The 21,020-nt window shown below is 28.2% G+C and carries 18 protein-coding genes and 2 rRNA genes; 11 read left to right on the top strand and 9 right to left on the bottom strand.

Features of this window, described 5'->3' with window-relative positions; all coding sequences use genetic code 11:
* Nucleotides 1–4: 4 nt before the first annotated feature.
* Complete coding sequence (gene proS / locus HNP67_RS02265; protein ID WP_184124583.1) at nucleotides 5–1,471, bottom strand: proline--tRNA ligase; 1,467 nt, start codon at nucleotides 1,469–1,471, stop codon at nucleotides 5–7.
* Nucleotides 1,472–1,521: 50 nt separating this feature from the next.
* Entirely contained in the window at nucleotides 1,522–2,199 is a 678-nt protein-coding gene (locus tag HNP67_RS02260) for a DUF2259 domain-containing protein (protein WP_184124582.1), read from the bottom strand.
* Between the two features lie 165 nt (nucleotides 2,200–2,364).
* On the opposite strand from HNP67_RS02260, the gene HNP67_RS06870 reads away from it, so the two are divergent.
* From HNP67_RS06870 to HNP67_RS02250, 3 genes are read left to right on the top strand one after another with little or no spacing between them, the layout of a single operon-like run.
* Complete coding sequence (locus HNP67_RS06870; RefSeq protein ID WP_236845721.1) at nucleotides 2,365–2,781, top strand: hypothetical protein; 417 nt, start codon at nucleotides 2,365–2,367, stop codon at nucleotides 2,779–2,781.
* Nucleotides 2,778–3,389, top strand: coding sequence for a DUF3996 domain-containing protein (locus tag HNP67_RS02255; protein WP_184124581.1), 612 nt, complete (start codon nucleotides 2,778–2,780; stop codon nucleotides 3,387–3,389). The genes HNP67_RS06870 and HNP67_RS02255 overlap by 4 nt, the downstream gene beginning before the upstream one ends.
* A 10-nt stretch (nucleotides 3,390–3,399) precedes the next feature.
* Nucleotides 3,400–4,014 (top strand): DUF3996 domain-containing protein, encoded by a 615-nt coding sequence (locus HNP67_RS02250; protein WP_184124580.1) that lies wholly within the window; start codon nucleotides 3,400–3,402, stop codon nucleotides 4,012–4,014.
* Nucleotides 4,015–4,066: 52 nt separating this feature from the next.
* Here HNP67_RS02250 and manA read toward each other — a convergent pair whose 3' ends face one another.
* On the bottom strand, nucleotides 4,067–5,182 hold the full coding sequence (manA, locus tag HNP67_RS02245) for a mannose-6-phosphate isomerase, class I (RefSeq protein WP_184124579.1): 1,116 nt from the start codon (nucleotides 5,180–5,182) through the stop codon (nucleotides 4,067–4,069).
* Nucleotides 5,179–7,056 (bottom strand): fructose-specific PTS transporter subunit EIIC, encoded by a 1,878-nt coding sequence (locus tag HNP67_RS02240; RefSeq protein WP_184124578.1) that lies wholly within the window; start codon nucleotides 7,054–7,056, stop codon nucleotides 5,179–5,181. The genes manA and HNP67_RS02240 overlap by 4 nt, the downstream gene beginning before the upstream one ends.
* Before the next feature lie 103 nt (nucleotides 7,057–7,159).
* Between HNP67_RS02240 and HNP67_RS02235 the strand changes: the two genes are divergently transcribed.
* Genes HNP67_RS02235 through HNP67_RS02225 form a run of 3 tightly spaced genes read left to right on the top strand, consistent with a single transcriptional unit; the run spans nucleotide 7,160 to nucleotide 9,443 of the window.
* A complete protein-coding gene (locus tag HNP67_RS02235) occupies nucleotides 7,160–7,789 on the top strand; it encodes a hypothetical protein (RefSeq protein WP_184124577.1) in 630 nt (209 codons plus the stop codon).
* Nucleotides 7,786–8,667, top strand: coding sequence for a DNA/RNA non-specific endonuclease (locus tag HNP67_RS02230; RefSeq protein WP_184124575.1), 882 nt, complete (start codon nucleotides 7,786–7,788; stop codon nucleotides 8,665–8,667). Before HNP67_RS02235 ends, HNP67_RS02230 begins: the two co-directional genes overlap by 4 nt.
* Nucleotides 8,664–9,443 carry a hypothetical protein gene (locus tag HNP67_RS02225; RefSeq protein ID WP_184124573.1) on the top strand — a complete coding sequence of 260 codons (780 nt, stop codon included), beginning with the start codon at nucleotides 8,664–8,666 and terminating at the stop codon, nucleotides 9,441–9,443. The genes HNP67_RS02230 and HNP67_RS02225 overlap by 4 nt, the downstream gene beginning before the upstream one ends.
* Here HNP67_RS02225 and HNP67_RS02220 read toward each other — a convergent pair.
* Nucleotides 9,431–10,051: a diacylglycerol/polyprenol kinase family protein gene (locus tag HNP67_RS02220; protein WP_184124571.1), complete on the bottom strand. Its 621-nt coding sequence runs from the start codon at nucleotides 10,049–10,051 to the stop codon at nucleotides 9,431–9,433. The two genes, HNP67_RS02225 and HNP67_RS02220, sit on opposite strands and share 13 nt — an antisense overlap.
* Before the next feature lie 249 nt (nucleotides 10,052–10,300).
* On the opposite strand from HNP67_RS02220, the gene HNP67_RS02215 reads away from it, so the two are divergent.
* Genes HNP67_RS02215 through HNP67_RS02195 form a run of 5 tightly spaced genes read left to right on the top strand, consistent with a single transcriptional unit; the run spans nucleotide 10,301 to nucleotide 15,283 of the window.
* Nucleotides 10,301–11,158 carry a protein-glutamate O-methyltransferase gene (locus HNP67_RS02215; RefSeq protein ID WP_184124569.1) on the top strand — a complete coding sequence of 286 codons (858 nt, stop codon included), beginning with the start codon at nucleotides 10,301–10,303 and terminating at the stop codon, nucleotides 11,156–11,158.
* A 32-nt stretch (nucleotides 11,159–11,190) separates the two neighbouring features.
* Nucleotides 11,191–12,318, top strand: a complete 1,128-nt coding sequence (gene cheB, locus HNP67_RS02210) for a chemotaxis-specific protein-glutamate methyltransferase CheB (RefSeq protein ID WP_184124567.1) — start codon at nucleotides 11,191–11,193, stop codon at nucleotides 12,316–12,318.
* A gap of 23 nt (nucleotides 12,319–12,341) precedes the next feature.
* Nucleotides 12,342–13,556 carry a TraB/GumN family protein gene (locus HNP67_RS02205; RefSeq protein ID WP_184124565.1) on the top strand — a complete coding sequence of 405 codons (1,215 nt, stop codon included), beginning with the start codon at nucleotides 12,342–12,344 and terminating at the stop codon, nucleotides 13,554–13,556.
* Between the two features lie 38 nt (nucleotides 13,557–13,594).
* The gene (locus HNP67_RS02200) at nucleotides 13,595–14,230 is read left to right on the top strand and encodes an adenylate kinase (protein ID WP_184124563.1); all 636 of its coding nucleotides are present in this window, start codon (nucleotides 13,595–13,597) and stop codon (nucleotides 14,228–14,230) included.
* Between the two features lie 24 nt (nucleotides 14,231–14,254).
* Nucleotides 14,255–15,283, top strand: coding sequence for a hypothetical protein (locus tag HNP67_RS02195; protein WP_184125255.1), 1,029 nt, complete (start codon nucleotides 14,255–14,257; stop codon nucleotides 15,281–15,283).
* Nucleotides 15,284–15,301: 18 nt separating this feature from the next.
* Here the strand turns inward: HNP67_RS02195 and rrp1 are convergent, their stop codons facing one another.
* The 4 genes from rrp1 to HNP67_RS02175 form a co-directional block, all read right to left on the bottom strand.
* Nucleotides 15,302–16,225 (bottom strand): cyclic-di-GMP-producing response regulator Rrp1, encoded by a 924-nt coding sequence (gene rrp1, locus HNP67_RS02190; RefSeq protein ID WP_184124561.1) that lies wholly within the window; start codon nucleotides 16,223–16,225, stop codon nucleotides 15,302–15,304.
* A 2-nt stretch (nucleotides 16,226–16,227) separates the two neighbouring features.
* Entirely contained in the window at nucleotides 16,228–20,709 is a 4,482-nt protein-coding gene (locus HNP67_RS02185) for an ATP-binding protein (RefSeq protein WP_184124559.1), read from the bottom strand.
* Between the two features lie 98 nt (nucleotides 20,710–20,807).
* Nucleotides 20,808–20,918, bottom strand: a 5S ribosomal RNA gene (gene rrf / locus HNP67_RS02180).
* Nucleotides 20,919–20,941: 23 nt separating this feature from the next.
* A 23S ribosomal RNA gene (locus HNP67_RS02175) occupies nucleotides 20,942–21,020 on the bottom strand; the annotation flags it as partial.

Raw genomic sequence — 21,020 nt, 5'->3', positions numbered from 1 at the left:
CAAATTAATAAGATTTGGCAAATAAAACAAAATATTTGGCCTTAGAAGAACAATAAATACAAGTCATACCCGTTAAATCTCTGGCTTTAAATTCATCCGGAATACATCTTATTGTGGCTTTAGTTTCATTTTTAATAATATTTTCGCAATTTAAACCACCACACCAACAAGAAAGCACAAATCCAGAATAATTATTCACATAAGCTTTGAATGCCTTGTAACTATCCTTGCTACTTCTAAAAATCTCTTTAGTATTTAAGGTCCTAAAATTCAATGCTTTTTCAAATAAATCTTTTTGCATTAAATCAAGTTCTACCTTGACCTTGCTTATAAGAGAATCAAGTGATATTTGATACTTAAATTTTCTGTCTTTATCTCTTCTTGAAATAGTAACAGAATTTAAAAGAACATCATTTATACCTATTTCAAGACGTATTGGAATTCCTTTAAACTCGGCAGATGAAAATCTAAATCCTGGAGAGCTTCTAATATCCTTATCAATTTCAACCCTAAATTCTGCTTTTTTTAAAGCATTCACAACACAATCAGAATAATCCAAAATTTTCTTATTAATCTCATATTCTTTTTTAAAAATAGGAATAACAATAATTTCTATTGGAGCAATGCGAGGCGGTAAAACTAAACCCTTCTCATCAGAATGAACCATAATTAAAGCACCAATCAATCTGGTAGAAACACCCCAGCTACTAGCAAATACATGTCTCATCTTGCCGTCTTTGTCTTGAAATTTTACATCAAATGCCTTTGCAAAATTTAAACCTAAATAATGAGATGTAGCAGCTTGAAGCCCTTTTTTATCCTGCATTAATGCCTCAATTGAATAAGTAGAAACAGCACCCGCAAATTTTTCCTTTTCAGATTTTTTACCGCAAAAAACCGGAATAGCTAAATAGTCTTCTATAAATCTTTTATATACATCTAAAATAAGCAAAGTTTCTTCTAGTGCTTCCTCTTCAGTAGCATGAGCAGTATGCCCTTCTTGCCACAAAAATTCGGTAGTGCGCAAAAAAGGCCTTGTTCTCTTTTCCCAGCGAACAACATTTGCCCATTGATTAATTTTAAGAGGAAGATCTCTGTAAGACTTAATCCATTTGCTATACATATTCCAAATAATTGTCTCAGAAGTAGGCCTTAAAACCAAAGGCTCTGCCAAACTCTCTCCACCAGCATCCTTAATAATAGCAAACTCAGGTGAAAATCCATCAATATGATCCTTCTCTCTTTCTAAAAAACTATAAGGAATAAGCATGGGAAAATATGCATTCTCATGTCCTGTCTCTTTAAATTTTTTATCAAGTATATTCTGAATTTTACTCCAAATAGAATACCCATAAGGCATAATTACCATACATCCTTTTACAGGGCTGTAATCAGCAAGTTTTGCTTTCTGAACTATATCCAAATACCATTTGGAATAATCATCTTCTTTTGATGCTATAAAATCACTCATACATTATCCTTAATAAAGAATTGCACTTATTTAAAACCTAAATATTATATTCAATATTTTTTAACTTCAACCATAAAACGCTTATACCTATTTCCATAAGAATTTAACATGATTTTTTCCAAAACAAAAACGATTCCATCTTCATTTGGGAATAAAACAATCTCTCTTATTCTGTAATCAATAACATTCTTTCTATAATAATTCCCTCTTCCAACAGTCAAATGCCTTTCTAGAGTTGAATTACAATATCTGACAGATAAAAAAATATTAAAAGAAGAAGAAAGATCTTGAGAATTAATATCCTTATTTACAAAAACTTGATATTCGTTTCCTGTTTCAAAATCAACAAAATTTAAAAAATCTGTTTCTGGAATTTCGCTCCTTACATAAAAATAAATTTCGCGCCCTCTTCTTAAATGATTAATTTTAAATTCTTTAACTTTGAAATTAATCATCTTTAAAAGCTCATAAAGACCTTTATCATAACTGTCTGAATACTCAATGTGCTCCTTAAAAATTTTAGAATGTACTCCAGAGTTTGCAAAATTATTTTTAACAACATCAACAAAGTATGCAGAAGAGTAATAATATCCATTTTCAAAACCATATTCACCAAACATAAAGTATTTATCATTATTAGAAAATCCTAAATTTTTAAAAAAAATATTTTCTGGAAACCCCAATAAAAAAGAAAAAAAATAAAAAAAAACGATATACAGTTTAATCATAAGCTTTGTATAAGTTTAATAATAATAAATTATGTACTAAATCTTATTTATAATTAATTTACTCTTACTTAAAATAATATCAAAACAACATTTCAAATTCAAAACTTTGATATACTATTTATTTATAGATTAAAAACTTAATATTTAAATTTTTGGGATAAATTTTTGAAAAAAAGAATTAATAGCCTAAAGTTAGCTTCAAAACCCTTGGAACAAATAAAGTTTTTTTGTAAAAGCTTTAAAATAAAACATTGCAAAAAATCTTATTTATTTCAAATTAATAAATTTATATTTTTTTCAAAGGCTAAAAAATCACTGCAAAAATATACTCCCAAAAATCCCATACAAACAAACAAGATTAACATCAATATCCAATCAAGTAGTATAATAATACCTGTATTTGTGACTAAAAATTTTTTGATAACCAAAACTTTGATACACAAAACAATAAAAAATTTAACAATAAAGTTTTGCTATCAAAATAAGCAAATAAATATCGATATTTTTAAATTTTTATGCTTTATTAAAAATATTGTAAAAATAATATCTAAAATTGAAAATAAAAAAGGAGAATTTCAATGAGAATGCTATTAGCAACAATAATACTCATATTAACAACGGGCTTATTAACTGCCCAATCAAAAAGCAAAAGTATGACTGAAGATGACTTTGATTTTGATAAACTTCTTGCAAAAGAAGAGTCTGTACGCCGTTTGTTTGGCATAGGTTTTGGGATTGGATACCCACTTACAAACATTACAGTATCTGTTCCATATGTAGACATAGACCTTGGCTACGGAGGATTCGTAGGGCTTAAACCCAACAATTTCTTGCCCTATGTTGTGATGGGAGTAGATCTTTTATTTAAAGATGAAATACATAAAAACACTATGATTTCTGGCGGGATTGGAATAGGTGCAGATTGGTCAAAAGGAAGTCCTGAAAAATCAAATGAAAAAACTGAAGAAGAGGAAGAAAATGAAGCTCAACAGGTAGCTTCTCTTCAAAATAGAATAGGGGTTGTAATAAGGCTACCTTTAGTAATAGAGTATAGCTTTCTTAAAAATATTGTGATTGGATTTAAAGCTGTTGCTACTATTGGAACAACTATGCTACTTGGCAGCCCAATGTCATTTGAAGGAGCTAGATTTAATTTCTTAGGCACAGGCTTTATAAAAATATATATATAATGGAGAATAAATGATAAAAAATTTTAAAAAAATACATGTTTTTTTAACATTAATATTAGGTGTGGTACACCTTTCTTTTGCATCTGACAATTATATGGTCAGATGCAGCAAGGAAGAAGATTCAACTACCTGCATCGCAAAGCTTAAAGACATAAAAGAAAAAAAAAGTTATGACTTATTTTCAATGGGCATCGGAATAGGTGATCCTATTGCAAACATTATAATTACAATTCCTTATGTAAATATTGATTTTGGATATGGAGGTTTTATTGGCCTTAAGTCAAACAATTTTGAAAATTATCTAAACGGCGGAATAGATATTATTTTTAAAAAACAAATTGGACAATATATGAAAATCGGCGGTGGCCTTGGAATGGGCGCAGATTGGTCAAAAACATCCCTTATACCTCCTGATGAAGAAGAAGCAACTGATTATGAGAGAATAGGTATGGTTATAAGAATTCCTTTTGTAATGGAATATAACTTTGCAAAAAATTTATCCATAGGATTTAAAGTTTATCCTGCACTAGGGCCAACAATATTGCTAACAAAACCAAGCATTTTATTTGAAGGAATTAAATTCAATTTTTTTGGATTTGGATTCATAAAATTTGCATTTAATTAACCAAATAATTAAATTGGCAATTAAAATTAAGCTCACATAAGCAAGCTTAATTTTAATTAAAACCAGCAATAAAAGCCTGACCATCCCCATCAATAAATAAGTTTTCAGCTTTTCTGCCTATAAATATGCTCTCACCTTTCTTAAGGTTTAAGGATTTATTTATACTCACACGCCCATCTAAAACTAGCAAGACCATTGCACTATTTCTATTAATACAAATGTTCTTATTCATTCTTTTTTGAATCAGTTTCAAATTAGTATTTGGGAGTCTAAATACACTAAAATTATCTTGAAAATCAGGACTTAGAAATGATAACTTTCCTTCTTCAAATTGCCCAACTCTTAACATCTCTTCTTTATCAATATACTTGGCAGTAAGCCCTGCCCTAATAACATTGTCAGAATTAGTCATAAGCTCAATGCAGTCTCCCTTAAGATATGCATGCACCTCCTGACTATTTGTATAAACAACTTCTCCTGGCTTTAGCTTTAAAATATTCATACCCAAAAATACTAAAAGACCCACATCTATACCATAAATATTGTAAATTTCATTAAACCAATAGCCTCTAAAATTATCAATAAGATCCAAATTTTTTAAAACTTTTTCAACAATCTCATCAAGTTCATGCATTTGCAAATCAAAAATGGTCTTTACAAAGTCTTTATGTGATTGAAAGTCAAAATTTAATTTCAACATTTCACAAATTATTTTAATCTCACCCAAGGGCAAAAAGCCTTTAAGAGCATAAAAATCACTCAAGGCATATATAAGTTCAATTTTGGGATTTTTATCTTTATATATCCTTTTAGGATCATTAATGTCTATCCCTTTATTATTTTCTGATTCATACCCCTTTAAGGCAATGTCTTTAGAGGGATGAATTTGGATCGACAAAGGTTTATTTGCAGACAACACCTTAAATAAAAAAGGAAATTCGTCATTGCAACCTAAAAGCTCTTTATGATCTTCTAAAAAATCGCTTAAAAGAACATATTCATTTTTATATAAAATCTTACTAGAAAATGTCTTATGTGCTCCAAGCCACATTTCAGCCTTAGGTTTTCCATCAATCTTATCGCCCAAAAGATTGGGAATAAAATTAATTCCTCCCCAATCATATTCTTTAATATTATTTTTCATTAAGAAAATATTATCTTCATTCATTCAGATTCCCTTAATTTTAAAGATTTCAAAAAAATTACTAAAGCTGTTGCAACCGCAACTCCAACAGCAATTGCAATTATAAACTCAAATTTATTATCAACAACAGGAAGCACTATTGGCCCTCCGTGTGGAGCATGATTAGCAACACCTAAAAAAGCAGCAATAATGCTTGCCACAGCCCCTCCTACCACTATCGAAGGAATTACTCGTCCAGGATCACTAGCAGCAAAAGGAATAGCTCCCTCGCTAATACCAATAAATGAAATTAAAAAGGCGATTTTGCCAGATTCTTTCTCTTCATTTTCAAATAACTTAGGCGCCAAAAAAGTTGCAAGCCCCATAGCCATAGGAGGAACAGGAATTGCTGCTGCTACCATTCCCATTATTTCTGGCACTTGAGGAATTAGCCCCACACCAAAAAGAAATGCCACTTTATTAAAAGGCCCGCCCATATCAACAGTAATCATTGAACCTAGTACTAAGCCTAAGAAAATTTTGCCCAACACCCCAAACGTTTCTGAATTGCTCTGTAAAGATTTAAGCCCACTCTCAAGTACCCCCATAAATTCTCCAATATAAACACCAACATACAACATAAAAAAGCCAACAATAATAGTACTTATTAGCGGAATTACAAATATAGGCATAACGGGTCTTAACCACTCAGGAACAGATCTTCTTGCTAAAAACCTTGCAACATAGCCCGCAAGAAACCCTGCAAATATTGCACCCAAAAACCCTGCTTTTACATTTCCAGACATTACTCCACCAACAAGACCGGGTGCAAGACCAGGCTTATCAGCAATTGCCATTGAAATAAAACCAGCAAGCACAGGCAGCATCATTCCAAAAGCAATAGAACCAATATCTGCAATCTGCTTATAAAATGGATGCTCAGAAAAATTAGGCCCATCAGGGCCAATCCCAACAAAAGCAATGCTGAGAGCAATTAAAATTCCCCCACTTGCAACAACAGGAATCATTGGAGATACTCCACTCATTAAATATTTATAAAAACTACCTTTGCCTGTTGCAGCCGAAACTTTAGGAGCGCCATTAGCGCCAGAGTCTTTGCTTTTAAATATTGGAGCATTAAAAGATTCCTTAATAATATTTTCTGTATTGTTTATCGCTTTTACAGTTGAAACTTTACAAACTCTCTTACCTTCAAATCTCTTTTCATCAATATCCTTATCAACAGCAAGTATTACAACCGATGCATTTCTAATTTCCTCTTCGGTTAGAACATTTTCAATACCAATAGACCCTTGAGTTTCTACTCTAATGCTATAACCCTGCTTTTTAGCTTCATTTTCAATTTTCTTTGCTGCAATATATGTATGAGCAACTCCAACAGGACAAGCAGTTACAGCTACTATTTTTTCTGCTTTTGTAGCTCCAAAAACCTCTTCTTTGGCTTTTCTTTGAACATTCTCTATATAATAATAAATATCATCAGTAGTAACAAACCCACTTAAAGCATTTTGAAAAGCATCATCTTCAAATAGCTTAGCTATAAAAGCAATCGCCTTAAGATGTTCATTACCTTGTTGCTTTTTTGACATACAAATCAAAAATATTAAATTAACAGGAGGATTCTCATCAGACCACTTAACCCCAGCGCCTTTAATGTAAAGCAAAGAAATAAAACTGGTCTTAACAACATCCCCTATAAAATGAGGAATTGCAACCCCATTTTCCCAAGAAGTGTCACCTATATTTTCTCTATCAAGAATTCCTTGAAGAAACTCTTTTTTATTATCTATATATCCCTTATCATTGATTTTTTCAACTAAAAAATCAATTACATCTTCTTTTGAATTTACTTCTGGCAAAATAAATACAAGATCTTTTTTTAAAAAATTAAAAAACATAACTGTGGTCTCCTAGTAATTAAACATATTGTATAATATACAATAAAATAGCATAATATTGAAAAGATAAAACAATTTTTATATTATTTAAAATAATCTGTTTATGAAAAAAAATCCAAACATTTATATTTTCTTAACATTGCTTATCATTCCCACTTTAAATGCATTTGCAAACGAAAAAGACAATGCTAATGAAAAAAATAATCAACCCAAACAAAGCTCTAATTTTTTTAGCCCAGAAAGAGGATTCATATATTCAACAGGAATTGGAATTGGAATTGGATTTTTTCTAAATTCAAATATTAAACACTTTATTTTTAGACCTTATTATACATTCTCTAATAATACTTTTGATTTTTTAATCGTTGCTATGATATTAACAAAAGAAAGCCTTAATATCCCCCAAAAAATGCAATACTTTAAATCCTATATTGGAGGAGGAATAAACTGGCACATTGCAAACTTAATTAAAAAAACAAAATATTTTTCCGCTACCATTGGCATAGGTGGTCGTTTTTACCTATCTACAAACTTTATAGGAGACATTCGATTTTACGAAAAATTGCCTTATGTGATAGAGCCTTATATGTTTGTTGAAATTTCTTCTAAAAATGCAATTCCTTTAATGGGGCTAGACTTTAAAATTGATTTTTTATTTTTAGATACATTTAACATTTCTTTTAATTTCACTATCAGATATAATTTTAAGGACGAAAAAGAGATAGAAACATGAAAAAAAGGTCAAAATTTTTTCTTTGCTGCTATATTTTATGCCTAACAGGATTTTTATTTTTTTCATTAAATCCAAAAGCTCTAAAACAAATTAAACACAAAATTTATGACTATTTAGAAATAATAGAAAATAAATACATTAACATTACAAAATCTATTCCAATAAAAGAATCCCAATTAATACCAAAAGGATATCTTACTACTCAAATAATAAGCAAAAAACATTACACCTTAGGATATGCTGAAAGCGCAAGACAATCCGAATGGGCTGCTTATCCACTTAAAAGAGAAATGGTAGAACTAGCATTAACTTTGTTAAAATCAAAAAAAATTAAAAGGAGTACCAAATTCTTTGAAGACACCAACATCAAGGGCACTTTTCCAAAACTTGAAGATTACTTTAAAAGCGGTTATGATAGAGGCCACATAGTAAGTTCAGCAGACATGTCTTTTTCTGAAAATGCAATGAAAGATACATATTTTTTATCAAATATGTCACCTCAAAAAAGCGAATTCAATTCTGGAATTTGGCTAAAACTCGAAAAATTAGTAAGAGAATGGGCAATCTCAAAAGGATATATATATATCATTAGCGCTGGAATTTTAACAGAAAATAAAGGATTTATTGGTAAAAACAAAATTTTGATACCTAAAAATTTTTATAAAATAGTACTGGCAATTAATAATAACAATTATTATGACATAATCTCTTTTATTGTCCCAAATGAAAAAGCAAAAGACTTAGATTTGAAAAATTATGTTGTTAGCGTCGATTCAATTGAAAAAAAAACAAAGATAGATTTTTTTGCAAAACTTGATTCAAAAATTAAAAAAAAGATTAAAAAAATACAAAACACGTATTCTTGGAAATTTAAATGAAATCAATATTTGCAAAGTTAAACTCTTCTATTAATCTCTTTCTTTTTATAATTTTTATTTTAGCATCACTAGTTATACTGACTTTCTCTTATAAAATAAAATATAATGAAAATTATCAAAATTATATTCTAGAAATATACAATAATAACTTTATATTATTGGTTAATAAATTAACCATATTTATTGTTGGAATCATAGGCTCGCTGTGGTCATACATTAACTACAAAAGAACCAACAATATACAATTTATACTTTTCTATTGTTTTATTAGTTCATATACATTAGAACCTATTTTGATCTCTGAAGATTTTTTTTTAAATAATAACCTAAATTCAAGTTATTATTTATTTACAAAATTTATCCTCTTTGTAAATACTTTTTCATTATTAAATTTATTTTTTCTAAGTTTATATATATGCGATTTCAAAATAAAATCAATACATTATACAATTTATATTATTTTGATCTTTGCTTGCATATATAGTTACACAATGCCCATCAATTCGTACGAAAATAGTCAAAACTACGGCATTCTTAAAATCGAAAGTACAAAATTTTACATAGACGCATTCTTATTGCTCATTTTAACAAACTTTATAGTAGCCTTTTTAAGAAAAAAAAGCTTTGATTATTTTTTCCTTTTTGTTTCAATGCTTTTAATATTAAGTGGAATTTACTTAAATTTGCTAAAAATACCTTATGCATTTCTCCCAATCTCAATTGGCATACCAATCTACTTAAAAAAATCAGGAAAAATTTTCTTTTACTGGCTATAAAAAAAGGCCGTTAAAAAATAGGACGAAGTTGAAACAACAAGTGGTAAAAATAAATTGTCATAATTAGCAGCATCAAAAAGCTCTACCAATACTGCTAAAATTCCAAGAATTAAAGCTATTGTTAAATAAGGGAAAAAATAATAATATGAAAAAAAAGTAACACAAAATACAACAAGGCTGCCAGAAATCGTTTTGTCATTTACAAGCTTAAAAGAAGGAATTAACTTTCCAACAAGACTTGCAAATCCATCACCAAGGCATACCGAGAATATCCCAATATAATTAAAAGGATGCATAGCTAAACAATATGATATCAATATGCCTAAAAACAAAAATATGGGCGAAAAAGATACTTTATTGGGCAATATTTTTCTTGATTTTAATATTATGTTTGAAATATTTTTAAAGAAAAGTAATTTTTTGTTAGTAATTCTAAAAATTTCAGAACTTAAATATAAAATCATAAAAAGTATATTAGAAGTAAGTCCTATCCAAAAATTTATTCCATAAAAACCCAAAACTATTAAGCTAAAAACATGAAAAAATTTTCTAAAAATTTCATACTTAATATCTTCCCTAAGAATTGTTCTTTTAAACCCATTAAACATCGTCTGATCTTTTTAAATGCATATTAAATCGACATTTGCAAATATTTTTTCCAACACTCATTAAGTTCCTCATTTATTACTACAAATAAATTAAAATAAATAAAACCCTTTTTATAAACCCATGTCTTATAATAAAATTATTTATATTAATTTTACAATTTTTTTTCAAAAAAAATATTCTTACCTAGAGATTTATTATAAATAGGCAATACTTATTTATAAAGATAAAAATTAAGCGGTTTTCCAAAAATGATAGAAATTGAAAATAAACTATTTTTAAAATTTTGCGATTTTATATATAACAACAGTGGAATTCGTTTTGATGAAAAAAATAAATTTGTTCTTCAAAGCAGAGTAAATGACGCAGTACGAGATCTTGCTCTTAAAAACCCATCACAACTTTATAATTTAATAATTAGTGAAAAATTAAAAAAAGAATATTTCTTGGATTTAGTCACAACTAATCTAACAAGATTTTTTAGAAATTCACTACATTTTCAAACTTTTGAAAAATTTGTAATTCCCAATTTAATTAATATTAAAAACATAGAAGAAAAAAATAGAATTATTATCTGGTCTGCAGGATGTTCAACAGGCGAAGAACCCTATTCATTAGCATTTGTACTCAAATCAAAGCTTCCAAAAGAAATAGATTTTGTTATTATTGCTTCTGATTTAAGCTTAAAATCTTTGATGATAGCAAAAGAAGGATATTATTCATCAAATAAATGTGAAAATATTCCTAAAGAATACCAACACTATATATATTCTCATTCAAACGGATATAAAATTAAAAATGAAATTAAAAATCATATAAGATTTGACTATCATAACTTAAATTTTGAAAGTAATTTTTCACAAATTGATGTTATTTTTTGCAGAAATGTATTAATATACTTTGATGAAAAATCAAAAATTAAAGTACTTAAAAGATTTTACAACAACATGTCTAAAAACAGCTATTTATTTATAGGACATTCAGAATCACTTTTTGGACTCAACCTTCCTTTTAAATTTTTAAAAACACCTTGGGCAGTAATATATGAAAAAAAAGATACTAGCGGCCAAAAAGAAAAATTTAAATCACAAAATAAATATAAGTTATAATTTAACAAGAATAAAATAGGGAAAAAGTAACGGTGGAAACAAAAATTTCTGTACTTATCATAGAATACTTTGCTGTAAAGAGAAAATTTATATCAGACCTCATCAATTCGTCTCCAAAACTCCAAGTCATTGCAACTGCTTCTAATGGCAAATTTGCAACAAATAAACTTAAAAAACATAACCCCGAAGTAATATTAATGAATTTAGAAGAAAACAATATTAAAGATATTCTATTTTTGGAGAAAAAAAACAATATAAACAAAACAATACCAATTGTTGTCACATCTTCAAATCAAAATCTAATAAATATTGCTGCTTTAAAGGGTGCTGATGCTTTTATATTAATATCTAAAAATAAAAAATCACATGAAATAAATAAAGAACAAATTATTAATTCTCTTTTAGCATATGGATCGATATCTATAAAAAACAAAACTGTCTGCAATAAGGATATGAAAACAAAAAACTATGAAAGAGCTAATTTTTTTTTAAATCACAAAAATAACATTTCTTCATTAACTCAACTTGAAGAACATGCAAAAGAAAAAATATTAAATGAAAAAGAAATAAAAAAACTTAAACTGAGAAAATTTGACATAATAGCAATTGGAGTATCAGCAGGAGGCCCCGTGGCCTTAAAATCAATATTGCCAGAAATACCTGAAAGCTTTCCACCAATAATAATTGTTCAACACATGCCTAAAGGATTTACAAAGGAATTTGCAAAAAATCTTAATAATCTTTGCAAAATAAACGTACAAGAAGCCACCAATAACGAAATATTAAAGCAAGGACATGCATACATAAGCTCAGGCGGATATCATACAAGAATTAAAAAAATTGATGGTAACTATCAAATACAAACTCTCGATGGCAAACATATAAATGGTCACAAACCATCTATTGGGGTATTATTTCAATCTATAGCAGAGATTGCAAAAAATAAAGCAATTGCCCTAATAATGACTGGAATGGGAAATGATGGATCAAGAGAAATTGGAGATATAAAAAAAGCTGGAGGACTAACTATTGCGCAAGATAAAGAAAGTTCCATGGTTTTTGGAATGCCAAAAATAGCAATAAAGGAAAACAATATAGACTATATAGTTCCACTAAACCATATGGTAAAATTATTAAAAGCTATACTACTTAATAGCTAAATTTTTTAAACAAGGAATATTTTTTGGACAATAAACAAGAAAACACCGAAACAGAAGACTGTTTTTCTCATGTAAGTAAATTTAATATACATAATAAAGCAATATATATACTTGGAACTGCTCACGTGTCAAAAAAAAGCTCAGAAGATACTGCAAATTTGATAGAAATTTTAAAGCCAGACTATATTGCCGTTGAACTTGATGAGGCTCGCTATCATTCGATCTTAAACACCAATGAAAATGAAAAATGGAGAAACTTGGATATAGATAAAGCATTAAAACAAGGAAAGGCTTTCTTTCTCATAATAAACATAATTCTTAGCAATTTTCAAAAAAAATTAGCAAAAGAACAAGGAATAAAACCTGGTGAAGAAATGAAAACAGCTATTTTAAGAGCCAAAAAACACAATATTCCATTAATTCTTGCTGACAGAAAAATTGAGACAACTCTAAAAAGAGCTTGGATATCTATTCCAATATTTGAAAAAGCAAAAATAATCTCAAGCCTTTTTTCCCTAACAGATGCAAAAATTACAAAAGATGAAATTGAAAAGCTCAAAGAACAAGACGCTCTTTCAAAAATAATGGAAGAACTTTCCAAAGAAATACCCAAAGCAAAAAAAGCATTAATTGATGAAAGAGACGAATTTATTACAAACAAAATACTTGAAGGAACAGGCATTATTCTTGCCGTTGTGGGCGCAGGCCATGTAAGCGGAATAATGAGAACTTTAAAAGAAATAAGTCAAAATAAAAAAATAATAAACGTTGAAGAACTCGAAAGAATACCTAAGAAAAATTTTTCATTTAGCAAGGTGCTATCCTACTTGATTGCAATTTCAATCATTTTACTAATAGTAAGCTCTTTTTACTTTAAGGGATTTGATTTTGCTTACAAAAATTTAAAGCTTTGGATAATATCTAACTCTCTTTTTTCAGGCATCGCATCTATTTTATTAAAATCCAATCCTTTAACAATTTTAACAGCTATTGTAGGTTCTCCAATATTCTCATTAATACCATTCATAGGAACAGGCATGGTAGCAGGACTTGTTGAAGCTTATATAAACAAACCAAAGGTCAAAGATTTTGAAAATCTACAAGAAGAATTGTCGACAATAAAAGGATATTTCAAAAACAAAGTTACAAGAATTCTATTAATAGTGCTTTTTGTAAACTTTGGATCTACAATTGGAACAATTGTAGGACTTAAATTTTTATTAAATGTTTTCAAATAAACCCTTAAAATATAATAAATATTTACACAGGAGTATATATGGGGCTTGTATTTTTAGGTCCTCCAGGTTCTGGAAAGGGGACTATTTCAAAAATTATTTCTAATGAATTTAAATATCAACACATTTCAACAGGAGATTTATTTAGAGAAAATATTTTAAATTCTACAGCTCTTGGAAAAGAAATAAAAAAAATTGTTGAAAAGGGAGAACTGGTTCCTGACCTAATCACAATCAAAATAGTAGAAGACAAAATTAAAGCTATTAAAAATAACAAAAATTTTATTTTGGATGGATTTCCGCGCAATATTTGTCAAGCCGAAGCACTTGACAAATTTTTACCAAATGCAACAATAATAAACTTCTTAATTGATGAAGAGTTAGTAATAAAAAGACTCTCGGGAAGAAGAATTTGCAAATCCTGCAATAATATTTTTAATATATATACCCTAGCCACAAAAACCATTGGTACATGCGATGTTTGCGGAGGAGAACTTTACCAACGAGAAGATGATAAAGAAGAATGCTTAAAAACAAGACTTAAAGAATATAAATTACAAACAAAACCATTAATAGCATTTTACTCAAAATGCTCTAGACTTAACAATGTTGATGCATCAGGCAAGATTGATGAAATGAAAAAAAAAATAATTAAAATAATGTTAAAAAAAATTTAAATGGAAAAGGTATGCAAAATAAAAATGTTAATAAAAAAAATTTGCTTTTGCTTGTTAATTTTGCAAGCAAAAATAATTTTTGCTCAAGATCAAAAGAACCTAGAATTCAATAATGAATATTTTTACTTTAATTTTCAATCTGCTTATTATCCTCCCCACGAGCTGGGCACAAATGAAAGCAGCTTTTCACAAAGCTTTAAACATCCTAATTTCCAAAATATTAAACCAAGTTTAAAAATTCCAGTCAATTATTGGGGAGGAATAAAACTAATATCATATTTAGGCTACTATAAAAATTTCAAAGCTTTGCACAATCCCAATTCTATATTTTTTAAAAACAATGGCATAGACATAGATTTAAATATTGGATTATCTCCTGTAAGTGTCTCATTTAAAAGCAAAGCAAGCTTTACTCCTATTGCTTTTTTAAATTTATATGCATCAAATGAACTTGGTATAGGTTGGCAAGCTTTTGGATTTAAAGGAGTTGGCGTGCACATTGAAAATGGAAAATATTCAAATGCTGTTGAATTTTATTCAGAAATAACAACAGGAGGACGATTCCAATTTGACTTAAACGCCATTTTTCAAGGAGAATGGACGCACATTATTACAGTTATTGGAAATGATTTTATATACTTAATCAATCCTCATGCAAAAAAAGATCAACTTTGGAAATATAAAGCAGATGATGGCAAAAATATAAATGGCATGCTAATAAAACCTTACGCTCTTTTAGCTTACAAAATGCCAATACCTCTTAACACCATAGGGCTACTTTATAAAGGAAAAACACAAATTGGCAAAGAAAGAAACATAAGCTCTTGGAAAAACAAGGGTTGGGGAAGTGATATTTTTTATCACAATATTTCTATTGTTGCTAATTTTGAAGTTATCAAACCTTTAACAATTGGCCTTCAATTTAAATTATCTACAAATCCCACATACACAAGTAACACAGCTGGACTGGCTGATATTTCAAAAAGAATAGCAACTGACAATTCTTATTTTTATTATGATTCCATTGGAATATCTATAACTTATAAATATTAAGGTCTATTAAATATAAATTTAATACCTAAACTGATTTCTTCCAGAAACTTTAGCCTCATAAAGCTTGCGATCAGCAAGCTTTATGATATTGGTAAAATTGTTATCAATAGGAATTTCTTGAGCAAGGCCAATTGAAACAGTTACAATGCTAGAAACACTACTGTGCTCATGAACTATTCTTAAGCACTTTATATCATTAATCATTGTTTTAATAATGCCAATCATTTCATTTAGACTCTTGTTTACAGAAAAAAAAATAAATTCTTCTCCTCCATATCGAGCAACATCTATTTTATATTTTAAAGAAACCTTATATAAAGCTTTAGCAATCAATTTAAGACATTCATCACCATTTGTGTGGCCATAATTATCATTGTAATTTTTAAAATTATCAATATCCAACATCCCAACAATTATTATTTCTTTACTTTCTAAAGCTTTCATCCATGACTTAGAAAATTTATCCATAAAAAATCTTCTATTTGGAATTTGAGTAAGCCCATCAATTCTAGACAAGCTTTTAAAATAATCTCTTAACTTCTTTAATTCAAGATGCGTCTTAACTCTAGCATCAATTATTCGACTATTAAAAGGCTTTAAAATATAATCTACTCCACCAACGTTAAATCCTTCAAGCTGAGCATCTGTGGAACTCCTTGAACTAATAAAAATTACAGGAATCTCTTTGGTATCAGGATCGCTTTTTAACTTTCTACATACCTCATAGCCGCTAATATCTGGAAGTCCTATGTCAAGAAGTACAAGATCCGGACTATCTTTTTCAACTTGCTTTAAAGCATCAAGTCCGTTTGTTGCAACCTCAATCTCATAAGCATCTTGCAATATGTTTACCAATAAATCTAAATTGGTGGGAGAATCATCTACAATTAAAAGCTTCTGATTCTCTGCTTCAAAAGCTTTATCTTTAATTATCATTTCCACTGCTAATATCTCTTATTATTAAGCATTTCAATAATCTCTTCAAGAATCTTAGAGCTCTCAGCAAATCTATATAGTCTTAAATTCTTGCGAAGATCACTAAATAGTACCTGAATATTATCGTCTAAAACATACTTGTCAATGCTCTCAAGAATTTCTTTGTATTCTCTTGGCTTTCTAGTCTTAATACCAATTAAAAGCTTATTGAGAAGGTTTAAAAATTGATCATTATTTTTAAAGTATAGCTTGTTCTCACTAACAATCTTAGACTCAAATAAAACATTCTCCTTTATGTCGCTTATTAGCTGAAATAAATCATCTTTTACAAAAAAATACATTTTTTTCAACTCATAAATTGAATCTTTACTTGTTTCAATTTTTTGAAAATCTTTATACAATTCACTACGCATATTAGAAAGAGCTCCGGATATTGAATGAGATATATCCTTAATTAAAGACAAATTTTCCTCATCAAAAGCTTTTTCTAAATCAATAATGTTAATAGAGATAAAATCAACAAGCCCTCTACATAATTCAGAATATGATGCATATGAAAGATTTAACTCTTTTAAAGCCCTATTAACATCTAAGTTAGGAAACTTAACAAGTTGATTGAAATCTTCATTCTTCCGAACATCATTAACTTCAAATTGTAAATATTTTTTTAATATAGTTTTAATTGAACTTATGTGTATTGGTTTTGAGATATAATCATTCATACCACTTGCAAGACACTTATCTTTATACTCTTGCAAAGCATGCGCTGTTACAGCAACCAAAACACACGGCTTTAAATTCTTAGCCTTTTCAAATTTTCTAATTTCCTTAGCCACTGAAAATCCATCATATCTTGGCATTCGTATATCAATAAAAGAGATAGCATATTTTTTATCTTTTAAAGATTTTAAAGCCTTTACTCCATCATCTACAACATCAATAAAATTCTCATTAATGCCTATTACAACAAGAATATCTTTCAACACTTTTTGATTTACCTGATTATCTTCAGCTATTAAAACATTTATGGGTTCTTTTATCTTATAAGCGATATCTATTGGAACCAAGTCTTCAAAATCCATTTCTGGGGTACACTCTTTTTTATAAACAGAACATATACTAAGCCCCATTAAAGGCTTTTTAACATACATATATTTTAAATTTTTTAAAGCTTTATTATCTAAATAATAAAATAAAAAAATAATTTGTACATCAGAACTTAGTCTTTCAATATTATTGGCAAATCGAATACTCTCTTGAATATTATCGTTATTTACATTTACATAAACAAAACTGTAAAAAGGAAAATCATTGAAAACTTCATAAGCATCCTCAAAAGATGCTACATAGTGAACATTAGAAGAGCATCCCAATAAAATCGAACAATGTTCAAAAATTTTAATAGCTTTTCGACTTAAAAGCACATTTAATACTTTATTATCATCATTTATTGATTGCAATCTATTGATTGACAAATTTTTATTCTTAAGCTCACCGCCCAATAAAAAGGGCAACATAAATGAAAAAGTGGTACCCTCTCCCACTTTGCTATCAACAGCAATGCCAAGGCCACCCATTAGTCTTACAAGCTCTCTAGATATTGACAATCCCAATCCTGCACCTTCATGAATCCTTGAAGAAGAATCATCCTCTTGTTTGAATATTTCAAATATCTTAGAAAAATTCTCTTTTTCAATGCCTTTGCCTGTATCCATTACCTTAAATTCAACTGTAACTAAAATCCTATTACCATCGGCTATTGTTCTACATACTTCTTCATAGTTTAAAACAATAACACCATCATCTGTAAACTTAAAAGCATTTCCTATTAAATTAATTAAAACTTGTTTAATTTTTACAATATCACCTTTTATATAATTCTTAAAAATAGATTTAGAATAAGAAAATAAATCAATATTTTTCTTTGCACATTGAGATTGAAAAGTTTTTAAAACCATTTCCATTTCACTTTCTAAATCAATCTCTTGACTCTCAACATATAATTCACTGACATCTATTTTAGACAAATACAATATATCATCAATTAAAGAAAGCAAAGAATCAGATGAATAATTTATCATTTTAACATAATCTTTTTGAACATCTGTAAGAATAGTTGTATCCAAAAGCTCAGTAGCCGCCATTATTCCGTTAATAGGGGTACGAATATCATGGCTGACGTTAGCTATAAAAATGGTTTTAGCAGCATTAGCAGCTTCTGCAATCTTTTTTTCATTCATCACAAAAGAATATCTTCTTTTCTGCTCAAATGATAATCTAAACATAAATATTATTACAAATCCTAAAAAAGTAAAATAAAATATAATGACTGTTGACACTAGAAATTTAAAATTATTAAACCTGATACCTTTAGATTTATAATAAATATCAAATTTCCAGTCATTTAAATACATCTGACTGCCAACATTAGAACGCATAACAACTTTTTGAATAATTTCCTTCAAGATATAATCCTGATTATAAATAGCAAGACTCAAGTCAAAAGCCAAGTCTCTAAAAGTAGGAAGCTTCTCAACATCAACAATATTTAATTCTTCAAAAACAGTAGCAGCTGTATACTCATCGCTAATAATCCCATCTACCTTTCCCTTATAAAGAAGAAGAAGGGCTTCCTTAAAGCTACTTACCAGAATAAGCTTTGATTTAATATTAGAGGCCAAATTTTTACTATATAAAAAATCAAGTACAGCAAACCTTTCTAAAGGTCTAGATGGAAGCACCTTTTTTTTATTTGAAAAAATATAAAGTGGAATTCGAGAATTTAATTTTATATTAAAAACATTATCTAAATTTGAATCGGTTGCATTAGTATTTAGCATATCAATTTTTCCAGATTTGATTAATTTTTTAAGATCTAAATTACTGTGTGCTTCAATTATGTTAAATCCTAAACCTGAAAACATTCTAATCTTATCAAGCAAAAATTGATTTATTCCTTTATAATTATTTGCTTCAGCATAATCTATTGGATACCAGTTTTTAACAGCAAGATTTAATTTATTATTTTTTGATAACCAAATTTTTTCTTCAATATTAAATTTAACCTTATTCATAATCTTATAACTATTTATTCTAGAACTATTAATCTCTTCTTTATCCAACCAATTTTTATCTATTTGAAGTAAAGATTCAAATGAAATATCATCAAATATAGAATTAAGAATATATTTAATAACCTTGTAAACCCTGTTATCAATAGCTAATACTAAAAACCTATTTTTATTAAAAATCGAATCGTAAGATTTTAATCTGCCATTATATCCATTTAATTTTAATAAATATTTTGTTGTTATTGAATTTTCTATAAACCCATATGAATTATTAACAATATCTATAAAGTTATTAACAATATCTTTATTCTTATTTAATTGAATGTTATTAAAATTAAAATCAATAAACTGAGAATTTATTGGACCAGTATCATTGTTTAGGTCTTTAGAATAAAATTTAAAATTAAGAGGATATATTGGCTTACTTACTACATAATTAACATTTTCAAATACACTATCATTACTAATAATTCCTCCAAAAATGCCTACTGACTTTCCATCTAATGATTTCTTAATATCCTCTTTGGGAAATCCCTTAAAAATAGGCTTAAAGATATGTTGCCTTGAGATAAGATTCCATAAATCCACTAAAATTCCAGACAATTTCCCCTGTGAATTAATAAAGCTCAAAGGAGGATAATCATTATATAAACCAACATCAACAAAATTTCCCTTAGAAGTACTATCTAAAAAAGAAACAATAAGTTCTTCAGGCATTTCCATCAAATACGAAAACAAATCTAAATTCAAATTCTTTACTATCTCAGGTGCATTTCTACTAATAGCCACTCTATTTTTGATACTATAAAAAACATCTCCGGAAAAAATCACAAGGTCTTCGCTTAAAAACTGCTTTGCAATATAATGCAAAGTCTTACAATCACCATATATATAATCAACTTTATCATTTTTTAAAGCCAATACTAACTCTTGAGAATTATCCGCCAAAAAAATAGTGTTAGCACTTTTTAGTCTTAAAATATCTTCATATATTGTATTTTTAATAACACCTATATTAAAATTGGATAAAAATGTTGAATGGATATTTTTATATTTTTTATTAGAGCTTTTAGAAAATAAAATTGAAATACTCCTAGCAACTTCACTTTTAAAATAAAAAAAATCATTTAATTTTGTGTTATAAGTCAATCCTAGATATATTGCTTCGTCTTCAATTTCACTTTCATTTAAATTATCAATATGCTCAACTCTAATATCAACACTATTATCTTTTGCCCATTTATCTAAAATAGGAAAAATAAGCCCTTCATATTCCCCGTTATTATTCTTATAGTAAAAAGGGAAAAATTGATCTATAAGCTTAAACTTGAAAAAATCCTTGGAAAATAAATTGGCGTTGACAAAGCAAACCAAAAGTAAAATTAAAAAATTAGCACTTAAAACGTTCGCTTTTTTCATTTTATTTTAAAATTTCCTTATTAAAATACAATATTTTTACCACTGTGTAAAAATAAATATACATAATAAATTTAAGGCTTAAAGTATAAAAATAAAAACCCTGGCAATAACTTACTCTCCCGCGAACTCGCAGTACCATCAGCGAATAAGAGCTTAACTTCTGTGTTCGGAATGATAACAGGTGTTTCCTCTTTTCTTTAACCACCAGGGTTTTTACAAGGAAGACAAAAATATGGCCAAAGATACGGGTAATTAGTATTAGTCAGCTTAATATATTACTATACTTACACTTCTAACCTATCAACCTGGTA

This window comes from Borreliella californiensis (assembly GCF_014205885.1).
GTDB lineage: Bacteria > Spirochaetota > Spirochaetia > Borreliales > Borreliaceae > Borreliella > Borreliella californiensis.
The sequence above is the reverse complement of the archived record's forward strand: the minus strand, read 5'-3'. Positions and strand labels throughout refer to the sequence as shown.

Excerpts from the sequence above, each read along its gene's own strand:
- proS (WP_184124583.1), bottom strand. The coding sequence starts at position 1,471 with ATGAGTGATTTTATAGCATCAAAAGAAGATGATTATTCCAAATGGTAT.
- HNP67_RS02260 (WP_184124582.1), bottom strand. The coding sequence starts at position 2,199 with ATGATTAAACTGTATATCGTTTTTTTTTATTTTTTTTCTTTTTTATTG.
- HNP67_RS02255 (WP_184124581.1), top strand. The coding sequence starts at position 2,778 with ATGAGAATGCTATTAGCAACAATAATACTCATATTAACAACGGGCTTA.
- HNP67_RS02250 (WP_184124580.1), top strand. The coding sequence starts at position 3,400 with ATGATAAAAAATTTTAAAAAAATACATGTTTTTTTAACATTAATATTA.
- manA (WP_184124579.1), bottom strand. The coding sequence starts at position 5,182 with ATGAATGAAGATAATATTTTCTTAATGAAAAATAATATTAAAGAATAT.
- HNP67_RS02240 (WP_184124578.1), bottom strand. The coding sequence starts at position 7,056 with ATGTTTTTTAATTTTTTAAAAAAAGATCTTGTATTTATTTTGCCAGAA.
- HNP67_RS02235 (WP_184124577.1), top strand. The coding sequence starts at position 7,160 with ATGAAAAAAAATCCAAACATTTATATTTTCTTAACATTGCTTATCATT.
- HNP67_RS02230 (WP_184124575.1), top strand. The coding sequence starts at position 7,786 with ATGAAAAAAAGGTCAAAATTTTTTCTTTGCTGCTATATTTTATGCCTA.
- HNP67_RS02225 (WP_184124573.1), top strand. The coding sequence starts at position 8,664 with ATGAAATCAATATTTGCAAAGTTAAACTCTTCTATTAATCTCTTTCTT.
- HNP67_RS02220 (WP_184124571.1), bottom strand. The coding sequence starts at position 10,051 with ATGTTTAATGGGTTTAAAAGAACAATTCTTAGGGAAGATATTAAGTAT.
- HNP67_RS02215 (WP_184124569.1), top strand. The coding sequence starts at position 10,301 with ATGATAGAAATTGAAAATAAACTATTTTTAAAATTTTGCGATTTTATA.
- HNP67_RS02200 (WP_184124563.1), top strand. The coding sequence starts at position 13,595 with ATGGGGCTTGTATTTTTAGGTCCTCCAGGTTCTGGAAAGGGGACTATT.
- HNP67_RS02195 (WP_184125255.1), top strand. The coding sequence starts at position 14,255 with ATGTTAATAAAAAAAATTTGCTTTTGCTTGTTAATTTTGCAAGCAAAA.
- HNP67_RS02185 (WP_184124559.1), bottom strand. The coding sequence starts at position 20,709 with ATGAAAAAAGCGAACGTTTTAAGTGCTAATTTTTTAATTTTACTTTTG.